We start from the raw sequence: 16,377 nt of genomic DNA on the forward strand, positions 1-16,377 counted from the left end.
ACCGGGTTTTCAGAATTTTATTTTTTGATAAATTTAAGGTGTCCCATGGCTGAGTGGAACGGCGAATATGTCAGCCCTTACGCTGAACACGGTAAGAAAAGCGAACAAGTTAAGAAAATTACGGTATCCATTCCGCTGAAAGTCCTCAAAATCCTCACCGATGAACGCACTCGTCGCCAGGTGAATAACCTGCGTCACGCGACCAACAGTGAATTATTGTGCGAGGCTTTCCTGCACGCCTTTACCGGTCAGCCTTTACCGAATGACGAAGACCTGCGTAAAGAACGCAGTGACGAAATCCCGGAAGCGGCGAAGATCCTGATGCGTGAACTGGGTGTGGATCCTGATACCTGGGAATATTGATAGCGCTGAGTGCTGCTGAACATACCCGTGCGGACGATTGTGCGGGTTTCAGTGTCTGTGATGATTAACGCTGAGTCGTGATCAGGAAGGTTTGTCTGGCGGGAAGTGAAACTGCAGGCAACAAAAAAGGCGCCATCGGCGCCTTTTTTTGCTCTCAAGCCAGCAATATTACTTGCTGCTTGGCATGCTGAAACGCTTGTTGAAGCGGTCAACACGGCCACCGGTAGCGACTTCACGTTGCTTACCAGTGTAGAACGGGTGACATTCGCCACAAACGTCCAGGTTCAGATCGTGACCCACAGTTGAGTGAGTTTTGATAACATTACCGCATGAGCAGTTTGCAGTAATTTCTACGTATTTAGGGTGAATACCTTGTTTCATGGGAAAACCTCTTCTTAAGGCCGCGTCGCTATCCAACCCTGTTCCGTCAGACACCACGCGTAGTGGATGATAGGCTTTGAGTACGAAATGCACCAAAGGCGGCGAATCATACAGAATCTCTGAGAACCGCGCAATCATGTTCATGCATTTCGAAGGACTCAGTGTACACTATCTCGTCATTTTTTTAAAGTCTGGACCCCCGATGCCTGTTGCCCACGTTGCTTTACCTGTTCCGCTTGCCCGTACTTTTGATTATTTATTGCCGCCCGACATGCAGGTCACGCAGGGTTGCCGGGTCAGTGTGCCTTTTGGTAAACGCGATGCAATTGGCATTGTCACGAAGATCAGCGATTCCAGCGAGTTTGGCCTGGAGAAGCTGAAACCGGTGCGTGAGGTCCTCGACCGTACCAGCCTCTTTACTCCCGACCTGTGGCGCATTCTGTTCTGGGCTGCCGATTATTACCATTTTCCGATTGGTGAAGTGCTGTTCCACGCGCTGCCGGTATTATTGCGCCAGGGAAAACCCGCTGAACTGACGCCGTTGTGGCAGTGGTTTGCCACTGAACAAGGCCGCGCGACCCCGCTCGACAGCCTGAAGCGTGCGCCAAAGCAGCAACAGGCGATGGCCGCGCTGATGCAAAAGCCGGTGTATCGCCATCAGGTCGCCGATCTTGATCTCACGGATACCGCATTGCAGGCATTGCGCGCCAAAGGGCTGACCGATTTACGCAGTATCGCGCCCGATGCAGCGGACTGGCGCAAAGATTTCTCAGTCGTGGGCGAGCGTTTGCGGCTTAACACCGAGCAGGCCACTGCCGTCGGTGCTATCCGCAGCGAAGATCAGCAGTTTTCCGCCTGGCTGCTGGCCGGGGTGACGGGTTCGGGCAAAACCGAAGTGTATCTCAGCGTGCTGGAAAATATTCTCGAACAGGGGCGGCAGGCGCTGGTGATGGTGCCGGAAATCGGCCTGACGCCGCAGACTATTGCCCGCTTCAGGGAGCGTTTCAGTGCGCCGGTTGATGTCCTGCATTCCGGCCTCAATGACAGCGAACGTCTTGCCGTCTGGCTGCGTGCACGTAACGGTGAAGCGGGGATCGTCATCGGCACGCGTTCTTCTTTATTTACGCCTTTCGCCCGCCTCGGGGTGATCATTATTGATGAAGAACACGACAGCTCTTATAAGCAGCAGGAAGGCTGGCGCTATCACGCCCGTGATCTGGCGGTCTACCGTGCCCATGCCGAAAATATTCCGATTATCATGGGCTCGGCCACACCTGCGCTGGAAACGTTGCACAACGTCGAGTTGGGGAAATATCGCCAGCTGAAACTGACCAAACGGGCCGGTAACGCCAAACTCGCCCGCCAGAATTTGCTCGATCTGAAAGGAATGCAGCTGAAAGTCGGGTTATCGCAGCCGCTGATCCAAAAGATGCATGAGCATCTGAAAGCCGATAATCAGGTGATGCTGTTTCTCAATCGCCGTGGCTATGCGCCTGCCCTGCTGTGCCATGAATGCGGCTGGATTGCCGAATGTCAGCGCTGCGACCACTATTATACGATCCACCAGAACCAGCGGCAGTTACGCTGCCACCATTGCGACAGCCAGCGTGCGGTGCCGCACCAGTGCCCGCACTGCGGCTCGACGCAATTGGTTTCGGTGGGCGTCGGTACGGAACAGCTGGAAAATGAGCTGGCCCCGCTCTTTCCCGATACGCCCATCACCCGCATCGACCGCGATACCACCAGCCGTAAAGGCTCGCTGGAACTGCATCTGAATGAAATCCATCGCGGCGGTGCACGTATTCTTATCGGTACGCAAATGCTGGCGAAAGGGCATCACTTCCCGGACGTCACACTGGTGTCTTTATTAGACGTCGACGGCGCACTGTTCTCAGCGGATTTTCGTTCTGCCGAGCGATTTGCCCAGCTCTATACGCAGGTTTCAGGACGCGCAGGCCGCGCCGGTAAACAGGGCGAAGTGGTGCTGCAAACTCATCATCCTGAACACCCGCTCTTGCAGGTCCTGTTGCAAAAAGGCTACGACGAATTTGCCCGGCAGACGCTTGCTGAGCGTAAAAGCGTCTTCCTGCCGCCTTATACCAGCCATATTCTGATTCGCTCTGAAGATCATGATAATCAGCAATCGGCGCTGTTCCTCCAGCAGTTACGTAATCTTCTGGAATCCAGCCCCCTGAAAGATGATTCGCTGTGGATTTTGGGGCCGGTTCCGGCGCTTGCCGCCAAACGTAACGGACGCTTCCGCTGGCAGCTGTTATTGCAGCACCCTTCCCGCCGGGTTTTACAGCATCTGATCAAGAGTTCTCAGCCACTTATCGCCAGCCTTCCTCAGGCCAGAAAAGTGAAATGGACGCTGGATGTGGATCCGATTGACAGCTAATCCGCAGGTAGCCCCGGTTTTTCTGCGGGGTGGATCGAAAAAAAGCATCTGCATCACACTTTTAATGCAAATTAGGTAACAAATCCTACTCACATTCTGTTTAGAATGTGATGAGCTACACAGCACGCAGGGGTAGCAGGTGAGGAATGTTGATGTTGTCGTGTCCGTTTGATGCAGTTGCAAGGAGAGATGCGTTGGAGCACAAGAAAGAATTACCCGCCGCGACAATGAAAGATGTGGCTGAACAGGCAGGCGTTTCAACAGCAACGGTATCCCGCGCGTTAATGAATCCGGAAAAAGTTTCCGCTTCCACCCGTCAGAAAGTGGATCAGGCCGTCATGGCCGTGGGCTATTCGCCCCATGCCATGTCGCGCAATTTAAAACGCAACGAATCACGCACAATTTTGGTGATCGTCCCGGACATCTGCGATCCGTTTTTTGCAGATTTGATCCAGGGGATCGAACGCACCGCCGCGCAAAGTGGCTATCTGGTGCTGATCGGCGATTGCGCTCACCAGAACCAGCAAGAAAAAACCTTTATCAATCTGATCATCACCAAACAAATTGACGGCATGCTGCTGCTCGGCTCGGATTTACCTTTCGATGCCAGTAAAGAAGAACAGCGAAATTTGCCGCCGATGGTGATGGCCAATGAATTTGCCCCGGAACTTGAACTGCCGACCGTTCACATTGATAACCTGACTGCCGCATTTGAAGCCGTACATTATCTTCTGAAGCTGGGTCATCAGCGAATTGCCTGTATCGCCGGGCCGAAACATATGCCGCTGTGCCAGTACCGTTCACAAGGTTATATTCAGGCGTTGCGTCGTAATGGCATGAGCGTCGAGAGCGCTCTGACCGTTCATGGTGATTTCAGCTATGAGTCAGGCGCGCTGGCGCTGACAGAGCTGATGTCACTGCCAACACCGCCGACGGCGATTTTCTGTCACAACGATGTGATGGCGATTGGCGCCATGTTCCAGGCAAAGAAAATGGGGCTGCGTATTCCGCAAGATCTGTCGATTGTCGGCTTCGATGACATTAAGGCCAGCCAGTTCACCGATCCTCCGCTGACCACCGTGGCGCAGCCAAGGTTCCAGCTGGGTCGTCAGGCCATGTTATTATTACTCGAGCAGTTGCAGGGAAATCCGGTACAAAACGGTTCACTGCTGCTCGACAGCGAACTCATCGTGCGTGAAAGTACTGCGGCGCCCAAAGCGTGAGTCATTTTTTATCCCACCATGAAGTTTTAATTTCAGTAAATGTTCAGGGTTAAGTAACATGACGCACTTCTTCTTTAATCATCACGACACAGCGAAACGATAGTGGCACAGAAAGACTATGTAAGCCGTGGGCGCTCAGGAGCGCGGCGGAAAAGTACCAGCCGGAGTAAAAAACGCAATTCCACAACGATCTCCAAAACCATGGTGGTGTTAGCCGTTGCGGTGCTGGTGGTGTTTGTCGGTGGCCTCTATTTTATTGCTCACAATAAGCATGAAGAAGCGGTCGTGGTGCCAACGCATCCTGTCCGTCCGGGTAATGGATTGCCTCCTAAGCCTGAAGAACGCTGGCGTTATATTAAAGAACTGGAAAACCGCCAGATGGGTGTGACCACGCCGACAGAACCGACGGCGGGTGGTCAGGTGGAATCCAAAACTCAGCTGACGCCGGAACAGCGCCAGTTGCTCGAGCAAATGCAGGCCGATATGCGCCAGACGCCGACACAGCTGTCTGAAGTGCCGTATAACGATCCAAATCAGGTCACGCGTACGCCGACGGCACCTGCGCAGCGTCAGGTTCAGCAACAGCAGCAGCAACCGACCTATGCACAGCAGCAGCCGGTGCAGACTCAGCCGCGCCAGGTTCAGCAACAACCTGCGTACACGCCGCAAACGCAGCCAGTACGCGCACCGCAGGCTCAGGCTCAGACACAACCGGTACAGCAGAAACCTAAACCTGTGCCGAAAGAAACCGTGAAAGAACAGCCTAAAACACAGCAACCGGCCGCCATCACACAGGTGACGCCGGAGAAACCTAAAGAGCAGGAAAAGACCCAGCGCTTTATGGTTCAGTGCGGTTCTTTCCACGGTACCGAGCAGGCAGAATCTCAGCGCGCGAAGCTGGCCTTTGAAGGTTTTGAAGGCCGTATCACGACCGGCGGTGGCTGGAATCGTGTGGTGATCGGCCCTTATAACAATCGTTCCGGTGCCGACAGCACCTTAGCCCGCCTGAAGAACGCAGGCATCTCCGGTTGCATTCCCCTCGCAACCGGGGGTTGAAAACCCGTAATCCTTCCCCAATCTATACTTTCAATATGCCTCGTAAGCTTGTGAGACACCCAGCGTGTCCCACAAGCCTGCGGGGATCTTTCCCGTCTGCAACGAGGAACCGCTCGTGACAACAATTGTAAGTGTACGCCGCAACGGCAAGGTCGTTATCGGTGGTGATGGCCAGGCCACATTGGGAAATACCGTCATGAAGGGCAACGTCAAAAAAGTACGTCGCCTGTATAACGATAAAGTGATCGCGGGCTTTGCTGGCGGTACAGCGGATGCGTTCACGCTGTTTGAGCTGTTCGAGCGCAAGCTGGAAATGCATCAGGGTCATCTGGTGAAAGCGGCCGTAGAACTGGCGAAAGACTGGCGTACTGACCGTATGCTGCGCCGTCTCGAAGCGCTGCTGGCCGTCGCCGATGAAAACGCGTCGCTTATCATCAGCGGCAACGGTGATGTTATTCAGCCAGAAAACGATCTGATCGCCATTGGTTCCGGTGGCCCGTATGCACAGGCAGCAGCCCGCGCACTGCTGGAAAATTCAGAGCTGGGCGCCCGCGACATCGTGGAAAAATCGCTGAGTATCGCCGGTGACATCTGCATCTACACCAACCAATTCCACACCATCGAAGAATTGTCTTCTAAAGCGTAAGGATCGAAAATTATGTCTGAGATGACCCCGCGCGAGATCGTCAGCGAACTAGACAGCTACATCATTGGCCAGGACAAAGCGAAACGTGCCGTGGCCATTGCCCTGCGTAACCGCTGGCGTCGCATGCAGCTCGACGAAGCGCTGCGCCATGAAGTCACCCCGAAAAACATTCTGATGATCGGTCCGACCGGTGTGGGTAAAACCGAAATCGCCCGCCGTCTGGCGAAACTGGCGAACGCACCGTTCATCAAAGTCGAAGCGACCAAATTCACCGAGGTCGGTTATGTCGGTAAAGAAGTGGATTCTATTATCCGCGATTTGACCGACTCCGCCGTGAAAATGGTGCGCCTGCAATCCATCGAAAAGAACCGTTTCCGCGCCGAAGAACTGGCCGAAGAACGTATTCTGGATGTGCTGATCCCGCCGGCGAAAAACAACTGGGGCCAGGCAGACGAAACCCAGGAACCTTCTGCCGCGCGCCAGAATTTCCGCAAAAAACTGCGTGAAGGCCAGCTCGACGACAAAGAAATTGAAATCAGTCTGGCTTCCGGTCCTGTGGGCGTGGAAATCATGTCCCCGCCGGGCATGGAAGAGATGACGAACCAGCTTCAGTCCATGTTCCAGAACATGGCCGGGCAGAAACAAAAACCGCGCAAACTGAAAATCAAAGAAGCCTACAAGCTTTTGGTTGAAGAAGAAGCGGCAAAACTGGTGAATCCGGAAGATCTGAAAGAACAGGCGATCGAAGCCGTCGAGCAGCACGGTATTGTGTTTATCGATGAGATCGACAAAATCTGTAAACGCGGCGGCCAGAGCTCCGGCCCGGATGTTTCGCGCGAAGGTGTGCAGCGCGACCTGCTGCCGCTGGTGGAAGGCTGCACAGTCTCTACCAAACACGGCATGGTGAAAACAGATCACATCCTGTTTATCGCTTCCGGTGCGTTCCAGACTGCCAGCCCGTCAGATTTGATCCCTGAACTGCAGGGGCGTCTGCCTATTCGTGTTGAACTGCAGGCGCTGTCGACTGAAGACTTCGAACGCATTCTGACCGAACCGAGTGCTTCGCTGACTCATCAGTACAAAGCATTGATGGCGACCGAAGGCGTCACCATTGATTTCACCGCTGACGGTATCCGCCGTATCGCCGAAGCCGCATGGCAGGTCAACGAAACCACCGAAAACATTGGTGCCCGTCGTTTGCATACGGTTCTTGAGCGTCTGATGGAAGATATCTCTTACGACGCGAGCGAAAGCAACGGTATTTCCATAAACATTGATGCAGATTATGTTAGGAGCCACCTTGATCAGCTGGTAGCTGATGAAGATCTGAGCCGTTTTATCTTATAATTTGCTCATACGTTCCGAAAGTGATCTTCAGGGAGGCGTTTGCCTCCCTGATTTTTTTTAGATTTCGGACTGACTTGTTCACCTGAGCGAATCCATCTATGAGCACTATGACTCCCTGCACTCCGACGACGCCCGCCCGCGCCTGGCTCGAAAGCCTGCGTCCCAAAACGCTGCCTCTGGCTTTTGCCTCTATCGTGATGGGTTCGGCCATTGCCAGCCTGCAAGGCGTTTTCCATCCGCTGACGGCGTTGCTGGCGCTGCTCACCGCCGGGTGTCTGCAAATCCTGTCCAATCTGGCGAATGATTATGGCGATGCCGAAAAAGGCAGCGATACGCCTGATCGCGTCGGGCCTTTGCGCGGCATGCAAAAAGGGATGATTACCGCGTCACAAATGAAACACGCGATTATGCTCACCATCGCGCTGACCATTATTTGTGGCGTCGCGCTGATCGCCGTGGCCTGTCATAAACCCAGCGACGTAGTCGGTTTTCTGATCCTCGGGCTGCTGTCGATTGGCGCGGCAATCACCTATACCGTGGGGACGCGCCCTTACGGTTATATGGGCCTCGGTGATATTTCTGTGCTGATTTTCTTTGGCTGGATAAGCGTTGCCGGTACGTTCTATTTGCAGGCGGGATACTTCGACTGGATTGTGATGCTGCCAGCGACGGCGACCGGCCTGCTCTCCACTGCGGTGCTCAACATTAACAACCTGCGTGATATCGACACCGACAGCGCCAATGGCAAGAACACGCTGGCCGTCCGTCTGGGGCCGGTCAATGCGCGTCGTTATCACACGGTGATTCTGACTGCCGCCGCAATTTGTCTTGCGGTATTCTCTGCCGTATATCTGCATCACTGGACCGGCTGGCTGTTTCTTCTGGCCGTACCTGTGCTGGCAATCCATATCCGCCGGGTAAATCGCGCAAAAACCTCAATGGAAGTACGCCCCCTGCTGGAGCACATGGTAAAAGCTGCGTTACTGACTAACGTATTGTTTGCAGTGGGTCTGTTACTGAATTGAAGAAAAGTGGCCGGGCGTGCGCTAATCGGGTCACTTTTCACATTTAACAATTGATGATTTTGCCAACATCCGCCGATAAGGGATATACTGAACGTTCATGCAGCAACCAGATGAAATCCTATGAAATACGATACTTCCGAACTTTGCGATATCTACCATGAAGAAGTGAATGTTGTCGAACCCCTGTTCTCCAACTTTGGTGGCCGTACTTCATTTGGCGGGCAAATCACGACAGTGAAGTGTTTCGAAGACAATGGCTTGCTTTATGACCTGCTGGAAGAGAATGGTCGTGGCCGCGTGTTGGTGGTCGATGGCGGCGGTTCTGTTCGTCGTGCATTACTTGATGCCGGTCTGGCACGTCAGGCATTGCAAAACGAATGGGAAGGCATTTTGATTTACGGTGCGGTTCGTCAGGTGGATGACCTGGAAGAGCTCGACCTTGGCATTCAGGCTATGGCAGCCATTCCGGCTGGCGCAGGCAGTGAGGGGATCGGCGAAAGCGACATTCGTGTTAATTTCGGCGGCGTGACCTTCTTCTCCGGCGACCACTTGTATGCTGATAACACCGGTATCATCCTGTCAGAAGACCCGCTCGATATCGAATAACCTTCGCTTACAGCAACAAAAAAGGACGCCTGGGCGTCCTTTTTTATTTGGAAAATGAAGCCGTTAGACTTCTTCCATTTTTCCCAACAGTGCACGCAGACGATCCTGCCAGACGTGTTGCTCTTCTTTCAGCTGTGCGTTTTCGCGCACCAGCGACTCGTGATTACCACTCGCCTGCTGAACTTCATGAGACAAGGTGTTGTTTTGCTCTTTCAGTTCTTCGATTTCCATCTGCAACAGAGTAATGGTATCGATCGCTTGCTGAACTTTAGCTTCTAGTTTCTCAAATACTTCAAATGACATTTTTCGGTCCCCTTATGTTCGCAAGGCGCACATCTTATGTTCTGCCGCATCGTCCGGACACGGCTCAAAAAATTCCTGCACTTCGCCGATTTCTATAATAAATTCAAATCGCAATAACGTTTGAACTTCACCGGGATTTCAAAAAAACGGCGGGTGTCTTAACGAGTGATTGTATGTAGCCAGCCTTGCCCTGTCTACCAAGAACCCCTCTCTGCACGCAGTCTGTTGCAATTTTGACGGGCTGAGTATCAGGAAATGCTTAAAAAGCAGAGTCACCCTCCAGAAATCTCAGCGAATACCGAATACCCTGAGCGCCATCTGACATGCGCGTTTAGCTTCACAGCCTTCACCGGAATGTCACGGCATGGGCTTTTTACCGGTCGGCAGGACCTTTCAACACGCGAAATCGCTCATTTTTATGACACAACACACAAAAATTGATTTCGCTATTTCTCGTTTATGCTCGTTAACGATAAATTCACATTACGTTCTCATTTAATGATGAACGGCAAAATCCGATTACGTTCACGTACGCATAACAGAAAAACTATAACTAACCATTAACATCATCCTTAGCAGGATCCAACTATGAGCCAAACCATGAGTTCCACATTAAAAGGTCAGTGCATCGCTGAGTTTCTGGGTACCGGGCTTATCATTTTCTTTGGTGCGGGTTGTGTCGCAGCAATGAAACTGGCCGGTGCTACCTTTGGCCAGTGGGAAATTAGCATTATCTGGGGTCTGGGTGTGGCAATGGCCATCTACCTGACCGCAGCGATTTCAGGCGCACACCTGAACCCGGCGGTGACCGTCGCGTTATGTTTGTTTGCAAACTTTGAAGGACGCAAAGTTCTGCCATACATCGTGGCGCAGGTCGCCGGTGCCTTCTGTGCCGCAGCGCTGGTCTACGGTCTTTACTACAACCTGTTCTTCGATTTCGAGCAAAGCCATAATATGGTGCGCGGCAGTGTCGAAAGTCTGGATCTGGCCGGTATCTTCTCCACCTATCCAAACCCGCACATCAGCGTAGTGCAGGCCTTCCTGGTTGAAACGGTGATCACTGCCATTCTGATGGCGTTGATCCTCGGCCTGACGGATGACGGCAACGGCATTCCACGCGGCCCGCTGGCTCCGCTGCTGATCGGTATTCTGATCGCGGTTATCGGTGCTTCAATGGGTCCGTTAACCGGCTTCGCACTGAACCCGGCGCGTGATTTCGGTCCGAAAGTGTTCGCTTACTTCGCTGGCTGGGGCAAAGTCGCCTTCACCGGTGCACGTGATATTCCTTACTTCCTGGTTCCGATTTTTGGCCCGCTGCTCGGCGCTTCACTCGGTGCCATCGCGTACAAAGCGTTGATTGGTCGTCATCTGCCACATCAGATCAATGATATTGCAGATGAAAAAGCGCCTCAGCCTTCCAAACAGCGTAAAGCCTGATCGGCTAAACTGTTCCAAAGCTAACTTATTCGCAGGATGAAAATTATGTCAGCAGATACGACTCACGAAAAAAAATACATCGTCGCACTTGATCAGGGTACAACCAGCTCACGCGCCGTAGTTCTGGATCACGATGCCAACATCGTCAGCGTTTCACAGCGCGAATTCACCCAGATCTACCCGAAATCCGGCTGGGTGGAACATGACCCGATGGAAATCTGGTCTTCCCAAAGCTCGGTGCTGGTGGAAGTGCTGGCGAAAGCCGACATCAACTCCGATCAGATCGCCGGTATCGGTATCACCAACCAGCGTGAAACCACCATCGTGTGGGAAAAAGAAACCGGCAAGCCGATTTATAACGCGATTGTGTGGCAATGCCGTCGTACTGCTGACATCTGTGAAAAGCTGAAGAAAGACGGGATGGAAGAGTACATCCGTCATAACACCGGTCTGGTGGTTGACCCGTACTTCTCTGGTACCAAACTGAAATGGATCCTCGACCACGTTGAAGGTTCCCGTGAACGCGCTGCACGCGGCGAACTGTTGTTCGGCACCGTGGATACCTGGCTGGTGTGGAAAATGACTCAGGGACGTGTTCACGTTACTGATTACACTAACGCCTCGCGTACCATGATGTTCAACATTCATAATCTGGAATGGGATGAACGTATGCTGGAAGTGCTGGATATTCCGCGCGCCATGCTGCCGGAAGTTCGCCCTTCTTCTGAAATTTACGGTCAGACCAACATCGGGGGTAAAGGCGGTACGCGTATTCCTATCGCCGGTATCGCCGGTGACCAGCAGGCCGCGCTGTATGGTCAACTGTGCGTACAACCGGGTATGGCGAAAAATACCTATGGTACTGGCTGCTTCCTGCTAATGAACACCGGCACAGAAGCGGTAACCTCCAAAAATGGCCTGCTGACGACGATTGCCTGTGGTCCGCGAGGCGAAGTGAACTATGCGCTGGAAGGTGCGGTATTCGTCGGGGGTGCCTCCATTCAGTGGCTGCGCGACGAACTGAAACTGATCAGCGATGCCACAGACTCCGAATATTTCGCCAGCAAAGTGAAAGACACCAACGGCGTGTATGTGGTGCCTGCCTTCACCGGCCTTGGCGCCCCTTACTGGGACCCGTATGCCCGTGGTGCGATCTTCGGTCTGAGCCGTGGTGCAAACAGCAACCACATCATCCGTGCAACGCTGGAGTCTATCGCCTATCAGACGCGTGACGTGCTCGATGCCATGCAGGCTGATTCCGGTACCCGCCTGCAGTCTCTGCGCGTGGATGGCGGTGCGGTAGCGAACAACTTCCTGATGCAATTCCAGTCAGACATTCTCGGTACCCGCGTTGAGCGCCCTGCCGTTCTTGAAGTCACCGCGCTGGGTTCTGCTTTCCTTGCCGGGCTGGCCGTCGGTTTCTGGAACGATCTGGACGAAGTGCGCAGCAAAGCGACCATCGAACGTGAATTCCGCCCAAGCATTGAAACCACAGAACGTAATGTACGCTACAAAGGCTGGCAAAAAGCCGTGGCACGCGTTCGTTCATGGGAAGATCACGACGAGTAATCGCCGCTTTTTTTTCGCCAACACCGTCCTAAAAAACTCCCCGCTGGGGAGTTTTTTTATGCGCCTTTCCCATTGTGCTAAAATCCCCGCACAGATGAGCCTTTGCCTCACCGATCTCTTTTTTCTTCCTACAGGCTTTCCAATGAAACGTGAATTAGCAATCGAGTTCTCCCGCGTGACCGAAGCGGCCGCCCTGGCTGGGTATAAATGGCTTGGCCGTGGCGATAAAAACCTCGCTGACAACGCCGCCGTTCAGGCGATGCGCATCATGCTTAATAACGTCGATATCGATGGCACCATCGTGATTGGCGAAGGGGAAATTGACGAAGCGCCAATGCTGTATATCGGCGAAAAAGTCGGAACAGGCCGCGGCGATGCCGTGGATATCGCCGTCGATCCTATTGAAGGTACCCGCATGACGGCAATGGGGCAATCCAATGCACTGGCCGTGCTGGCCGTCGGCGATAAAGGCTCGTTCCTCAATGCGCCGGATATGTACATGGAAAAAATCGCCGTCGGGCCCGGCGCAAAAGGCGCGATTAATCTGGAACTGACGCTGGCGGAAAACCTCGCAAATGTTGCCCGGGCGCTGAACAAACCGCTGACCGAGCTGACCGTAGCCGTGCTGGCGAAACCGCGTCACGACGAGGCGATTCGTGAAATGCTGGCGGCCGGTGTGCGGGTTTTTGCCTTCCCGGACGGCGATGTGGCAGCCACTATTCTCACCTGCATGCCGGACAGTGAAGTTGATGTGTTGTATGGCATCGGCGGCGCGCCGGAAGGGGTGATTTCCGCCGCAGTGATCCGCGCGCTGGACGGTGACATGCAGGGCCGCTTACTGGCACGCCATGACGTGAAAGGCGATACCCCGGAAAACCGCCGCATAGGCGAAGAAGAGCTGACACGCTGTCAGGCGATGGGCATTGAAGCAGGCAAAGTGCTGCAGCTGGATGATATGGCGCGTAATGACAACGTGATTTTCTCTGCGACCGGCATTACCAAAGGTGATCTGCTGGAAGGCATCAGCCGTCAGGGAAATATGGCGACGACCGAAACGCTGCTGATCCGGGGTAAATCCCGCACCATCCGTCGTATACGTTCGACGCATTATCTCGACCGTAAAGACGCCGCATTGCACGCGTTTATCATCTGACGCGAGACAAGAAAGGCAAAAGCAGAGCACCTGGCTCTGCTTTTTTTTCACCTGGGGAGAGGCTTAAACCCTATGCCCTTGCTCCTGAAGACGATTCGACATCGGCCACCAGCACAGCAAAATCAGTAACGACATCGCAAACATCAGCAACCCCAGACTGAACTGACCGGTTTGCGGCAACATCGCCGATAACCATGCCACCAGCCCCGATCCCATATTTTGTAATCCGCCCACCAGCGCACCGGCCGCACCGGCGAGATACGGGAAAGGCTCCATCGCGCCGGTGGTCGCCAGCGGGAATAACATCCCTGCACCAAAGAAGAACAGGGAGGCCGGAACGATCAACGTCCAGATGTTCATGATGCCCAGCCAGCCGGGGATCCACATCGTCAGGCCCGCCAGCAGACAGCTGATCACAGAATGCCACATGAGCTGCTGGAAACTTTTCTCAGACCGACCGGCATACCAGGCGCCAAAAAATGCCGCCGGGATCGGCAGAATAAACAGAATACTGACCATGACGCCGCTCAGCCCTAGAACGCCGCCCATCAGCACGCCACAGCTGGCCTCAAACACCGCCACACCGGCCAGCGCACCCACCAGCATCACCAGATAACGACTGAAGTTACCGTCCGCCAGCAGCAAGCGCAGACTGCTGAGCATTTTACGAGGCTGATGGTCAGCAGTGAATTCAGGACGGGTTTCCGGCAACCAGCGGTACATTGAAAATGCAACGCCTGCGCAAAGCATCAGCAGAAAACCAAAGCTGGCGCGCCAGCCTAACCATGCAGACAGCGCGCCACCAATCACCGGCGCAAGCAACGGGCTGATAAGAATCCCCATATTCAGCAAACTGTTGGCGTGGCGTAACGCACCACCACTGTAAAGGTCACGCGGCATTGTCCGCGCCATGACGCCCGCTACGCCGGTTCCCATTCCCTGCACCGCACTGGCCACGATCAGCATATTGAGGCTGGAGGACATCATCGCGCCCGCGGCACCCACCAGAAAAACCATCAACCCGGCCAGGATCACCGGCTTGCGACCAATGTTGTCTGACAGTGGCCCATAGACCAGCTGCGAAGCCCCGTAGGTGATCAGATACGCGGCCATCACCCGCTGCACCGCGCCGGGTTTAACCGACAGACTGGTCGCCATATCGGCGATATTCGGCACATAAATGGTTTGCGCCATCTGACCGACGGCCACCAGCAAAATCAACATTACCAGCAGGTGAATGTTTTCCAGATTTTTCATTTTTCAGTTCATTATCAAATGGAGTAGGGAAAGTGCAGAATAAATAACCGGTAAATCCGTTTATCTTACGGCGGCGCATAAGTTAACAAATTAAGATGAATAAGCGAGTGTTGCGGCAAACTCTCCGGTGCAACGGCTGGCAGCAAGGGGAGCCACTGGTGTAACGCACAGTGTACGAATTTCGACAGCAGATAACGGCAGAGGAACAGGCTGATAACATTTAACCGATAAGGGATCGGAAAAAATTGAAATAAAATCAGCACCTACATTCGGTAATCAAAAAAGACGGGAGTTTTTATGGCTGACTGGGTCACGGGAAAAGTCACAAAAGTTGAGCACTGGACGGATAATTTGTTCAGCATCACGGTCAATGCGCCAGCCGATCCTTTTACCGCAGGTCAGTTTGCGAAACTCTCTCTGGAGATAGGCGGCGAGCGGGTACAGCGCGCCTATTCCTATGTAAATCCCCCTTCCAGCGCTGATTTGGAGTTCTATCTGGTCAACGTGCCGGAAGGAAAGCTCAGCCCTAAACTGCACGTCATGCAGCCCGGCGACGAGATTCAGATCACCAAAGAGGCCGCAGGATTTTTCGTGATTGATGAAATTCCGGAATGTGACCAGCTGTGGATGCTGGCCACCGGCACCGCCATCGGGCCGTATCTGTCCATTTTGCAGGAGGGCCAGGGGCTGGAACGTTTTAAACACATCGTTCTGGTTCACGCTGCGCGTTTCTCCGCCGATCTCAGCTATTTGCCTCTGATGCAGGAACTACAACGCCGTTATGAGGGCAAGCTGCGCATTCAAACCGTCGTCAGCCGCGAAGAAATCTCAGGTTCACTGTCTGGCCGCGTACCGGCGCTGATTGAAAGCGGTGCGCTCGAGGAAGCCGTTGGCCTGAAAATGTCAGCGGAAGACAGCCACGTTATGCTGTGCGGAAATCCTCAGATGGTGCGCGATACCCAGCAGGTTTTGAAAGATACCCGGGGCATGCGCAAACACCTGAAACGTAAACCGGGCCATATGACCAGCGAACATTACTGGTAGGTTTCGCCGCAACGTTATTTGAATTTGACCTCGTCCGGCTCCGGGCCAAAGCGATTTGTGCCCGGCGTCCCCACGAAAGCGCCACAGTCGACGATCAGCATGATGAAAATCACCGAAGGCGCCAGACGGCCTAATACCCAGCTCCATGTCTGCGGCATCGCTGCCGCCCAGTTTCCGGCCACCAGCATCCATGCCAGCACAAACAGCAGCGCCCACCATGCCGATTTATTACGGTCATGCAACCTTTTCACCAGCACAGCGGCGGTCGGCCACAGTAAAACCACCAGTGCAAATCCGGCAGACTGATAGGTGACCCATCCCTGTGCAGCAAAGAAAAAATCTGCCGCCATCAGAATCAGCCAGCTGACCATCCAGAGCCAAAAATCCCGTCGGCCCATGCGGCCATTAAAAGAAAACAGTGCGTGCTGTAACGTCATTGACAATCAGTTCCGTAGAAGACAATGGGAGTAAAAAGTGAAGCCGGAGCGAGTGTAACCCAGCGATCGCCGCCATGAGAATGTTTACGGTCTCCTTTTGACATTACCCCCTGATCCCCGCTTTAATCGGTC

At 53.7% G+C, this 16,377-nt stretch carries 16 protein-coding genes; 12 read left to right on the forward strand and 4 right to left on the reverse strand.

Going from position 1 to position 16,377, the window contains the following annotated elements; all coding sequences use genetic code 11:
- The first annotated feature begins 45 nt into the window (after positions 1-45).
- A complete protein-coding gene (metJ, locus tag J1779_RS05220; RefSeq protein WP_004392248.1) occupies positions 46-363 on the forward strand; it encodes a met regulon transcriptional regulator MetJ in 318 nt (105 codons plus the stop codon).
- A gap of 168 nt (positions 364-531) precedes the next feature.
- On the opposite strand, the gene rpmE is transcribed toward metJ, so the two are convergent.
- Entirely contained in the window at positions 532-744 is a 213-nt protein-coding gene (gene rpmE, locus J1779_RS05225) for a 50S ribosomal protein L31 (protein ID WP_072158085.1), read from the reverse strand.
- A 202-nt stretch (positions 745-946) separates the two neighbouring features.
- Between rpmE and priA the strand changes: the two genes are divergently transcribed.
- From priA to rraA, 7 genes are all read left to right on the forward strand, one after another.
- On the forward strand, positions 947-3,142 hold the full coding sequence (gene priA / locus J1779_RS05230; protein ID WP_056774608.1) for a primosomal protein N': 2,196 nt from the start codon (positions 947-949) through the stop codon (positions 3,140-3,142).
- Between the two features lie 194 nt (positions 3,143-3,336).
- The gene (gene cytR / locus J1779_RS05235) at positions 3,337-4,365 is read left to right on the forward strand and encodes a DNA-binding transcriptional regulator CytR (protein ID WP_056774605.1); all 1,029 of its coding nucleotides are present in this window, start codon (positions 3,337-3,339) and stop codon (positions 4,363-4,365) included.
- A 102-nt stretch (positions 4,366-4,467) separates the two neighbouring features.
- Complete coding sequence (gene ftsN / locus J1779_RS05240) at positions 4,468-5,421, forward strand: cell division protein FtsN (RefSeq protein ID WP_072158084.1); 954 nt, start codon at positions 4,468-4,470, stop codon at positions 5,419-5,421.
- Between the two features lie 115 nt (positions 5,422-5,536).
- Positions 5,537-6,067 carry an ATP-dependent protease subunit HslV gene (gene hslV, locus J1779_RS05245; RefSeq protein WP_056774599.1) on the forward strand — a complete coding sequence of 177 codons (531 nt, stop codon included), beginning with the start codon at positions 5,537-5,539 and terminating at the stop codon, positions 6,065-6,067.
- 12 nt (positions 6,068-6,079) lie between these two features.
- On the forward strand, positions 6,080-7,414 hold the full coding sequence (gene hslU / locus J1779_RS05250; RefSeq protein WP_056774596.1) for an HslU--HslV peptidase ATPase subunit: 1,335 nt from the start codon (positions 6,080-6,082) through the stop codon (positions 7,412-7,414).
- 98 nt (positions 7,415-7,512) lie between these two features.
- Entirely contained in the window at positions 7,513-8,439 is a 927-nt protein-coding gene (locus J1779_RS05255; RefSeq protein ID WP_136375876.1) for a 1,4-dihydroxy-2-naphthoate polyprenyltransferase, read from the forward strand.
- A 120-nt stretch (positions 8,440-8,559) separates the two neighbouring features.
- Positions 8,560-9,045, forward strand: a complete 486-nt coding sequence (rraA, locus tag J1779_RS05260; RefSeq protein WP_056774588.1) for a ribonuclease E activity regulator RraA — start codon at positions 8,560-8,562, stop codon at positions 9,043-9,045.
- 63 nt (positions 9,046-9,108) lie between these two features.
- Here the strand turns inward: rraA and zapB are convergent, their stop codons facing one another.
- Positions 9,109-9,348, reverse strand: coding sequence for a cell division protein ZapB (gene zapB, locus J1779_RS05265; RefSeq protein WP_056774584.1), 240 nt, complete (start codon positions 9,346-9,348; stop codon positions 9,109-9,111).
- Positions 9,349-9,936: 588 nt separating this feature from the next.
- On the opposite strand from zapB, the gene J1779_RS05270 reads away from it, so the two are divergent.
- From J1779_RS05270 to glpX, 3 genes are all read left to right on the forward strand, one after another.
- Positions 9,937-10,785, forward strand: a complete 849-nt coding sequence (locus J1779_RS05270; protein ID WP_217203030.1) for an MIP/aquaporin family protein — start codon at positions 9,937-9,939, stop codon at positions 10,783-10,785.
- Between the two features lie 45 nt (positions 10,786-10,830).
- Entirely contained in the window at positions 10,831-12,354 is a 1,524-nt protein-coding gene (glpK, locus tag J1779_RS05275) for a glycerol kinase GlpK (RefSeq protein ID WP_056774575.1), read from the forward strand.
- Between the two features lie 142 nt (positions 12,355-12,496).
- Complete coding sequence (glpX, locus tag J1779_RS05280; protein WP_183850460.1) at positions 12,497-13,507, forward strand: class II fructose-bisphosphatase; 1,011 nt, start codon at positions 12,497-12,499, stop codon at positions 13,505-13,507.
- A 63-nt stretch (positions 13,508-13,570) separates the two neighbouring features.
- On the opposite strand, the gene emrD is transcribed toward glpX, so the two are convergent.
- Positions 13,571-14,764, reverse strand: a complete 1,194-nt coding sequence (emrD, locus tag J1779_RS05285; protein ID WP_122097082.1) for a multidrug efflux MFS transporter EmrD — start codon at positions 14,762-14,764, stop codon at positions 13,571-13,573.
- Between the two features lie 297 nt (positions 14,765-15,061).
- Between emrD and fpr the strand changes: the two genes are divergently transcribed.
- The gene (fpr, locus tag J1779_RS05290; RefSeq protein ID WP_217203031.1) at positions 15,062-15,808 is read left to right on the forward strand and encodes a ferredoxin--NADP(+) reductase; all 747 of its coding nucleotides are present in this window, start codon (positions 15,062-15,064) and stop codon (positions 15,806-15,808) included.
- Between the two features lie 14 nt (positions 15,809-15,822).
- On the opposite strand, the gene J1779_RS05295 is transcribed toward fpr, so the two are convergent.
- The gene (locus tag J1779_RS05295) at positions 15,823-16,245 is read right to left on the reverse strand and encodes a DUF805 domain-containing protein (protein WP_056774563.1); all 423 of its coding nucleotides are present in this window, start codon (positions 16,243-16,245) and stop codon (positions 15,823-15,825) included.
- Positions 16,246-16,377 lie beyond the last annotated feature (132 nt).

It is taken from the genome of Rahnella rivi, assembly GCF_019049655.1.
Lineage (GTDB): Bacteria > Pseudomonadota > Gammaproteobacteria > Enterobacterales > Enterobacteriaceae > Rahnella > Rahnella rivi.

What these genes read in the sequence shown, in the direction of transcription:
- metJ (WP_004392248.1), top strand. Translation starts at nt 46, where the DNA reads ATGGCTGAGTGGAACGGCGAATATGTCAGCCCTTACGCTGAACACGGT.
- rpmE (WP_072158085.1), bottom strand. Translation starts at nt 744, where the DNA reads ATGAAACAAGGTATTCACCCTAAATACGTAGAAATTACTGCAAACTGC.
- priA (WP_056774608.1), top strand. Translation starts at nt 947, where the DNA reads ATGCCTGTTGCCCACGTTGCTTTACCTGTTCCGCTTGCCCGTACTTTT.
- hslU (WP_056774596.1), top strand. Translation starts at nt 6,080, where the DNA reads ATGTCTGAGATGACCCCGCGCGAGATCGTCAGCGAACTAGACAGCTAC.
- J1779_RS05255 (WP_136375876.1), top strand. Translation starts at nt 7,513, where the DNA reads ATGAGCACTATGACTCCCTGCACTCCGACGACGCCCGCCCGCGCCTGG.
- rraA (WP_056774588.1), top strand. Translation starts at nt 8,560, where the DNA reads ATGAAATACGATACTTCCGAACTTTGCGATATCTACCATGAAGAAGTG.
- zapB (WP_056774584.1), bottom strand. Translation starts at nt 9,348, where the DNA reads ATGTCATTTGAAGTATTTGAGAAACTAGAAGCTAAAGTTCAGCAAGCG.
- J1779_RS05270 (WP_217203030.1), top strand. Translation starts at nt 9,937, where the DNA reads ATGAGCCAAACCATGAGTTCCACATTAAAAGGTCAGTGCATCGCTGAG.
- glpK (WP_056774575.1), top strand. Translation starts at nt 10,831, where the DNA reads ATGTCAGCAGATACGACTCACGAAAAAAAATACATCGTCGCACTTGAT.
- glpX (WP_183850460.1), top strand. Translation starts at nt 12,497, where the DNA reads ATGAAACGTGAATTAGCAATCGAGTTCTCCCGCGTGACCGAAGCGGCC.
- emrD (WP_122097082.1), bottom strand. Translation starts at nt 14,764, where the DNA reads ATGAAAAATCTGGAAAACATTCACCTGCTGGTAATGTTGATTTTGCTG.
- fpr (WP_217203031.1), top strand. Translation starts at nt 15,062, where the DNA reads ATGGCTGACTGGGTCACGGGAAAAGTCACAAAAGTTGAGCACTGGACG.
- J1779_RS05295 (WP_056774563.1), bottom strand. Translation starts at nt 16,245, where the DNA reads ATGACGTTACAGCACGCACTGTTTTCTTTTAATGGCCGCATGGGCCGA.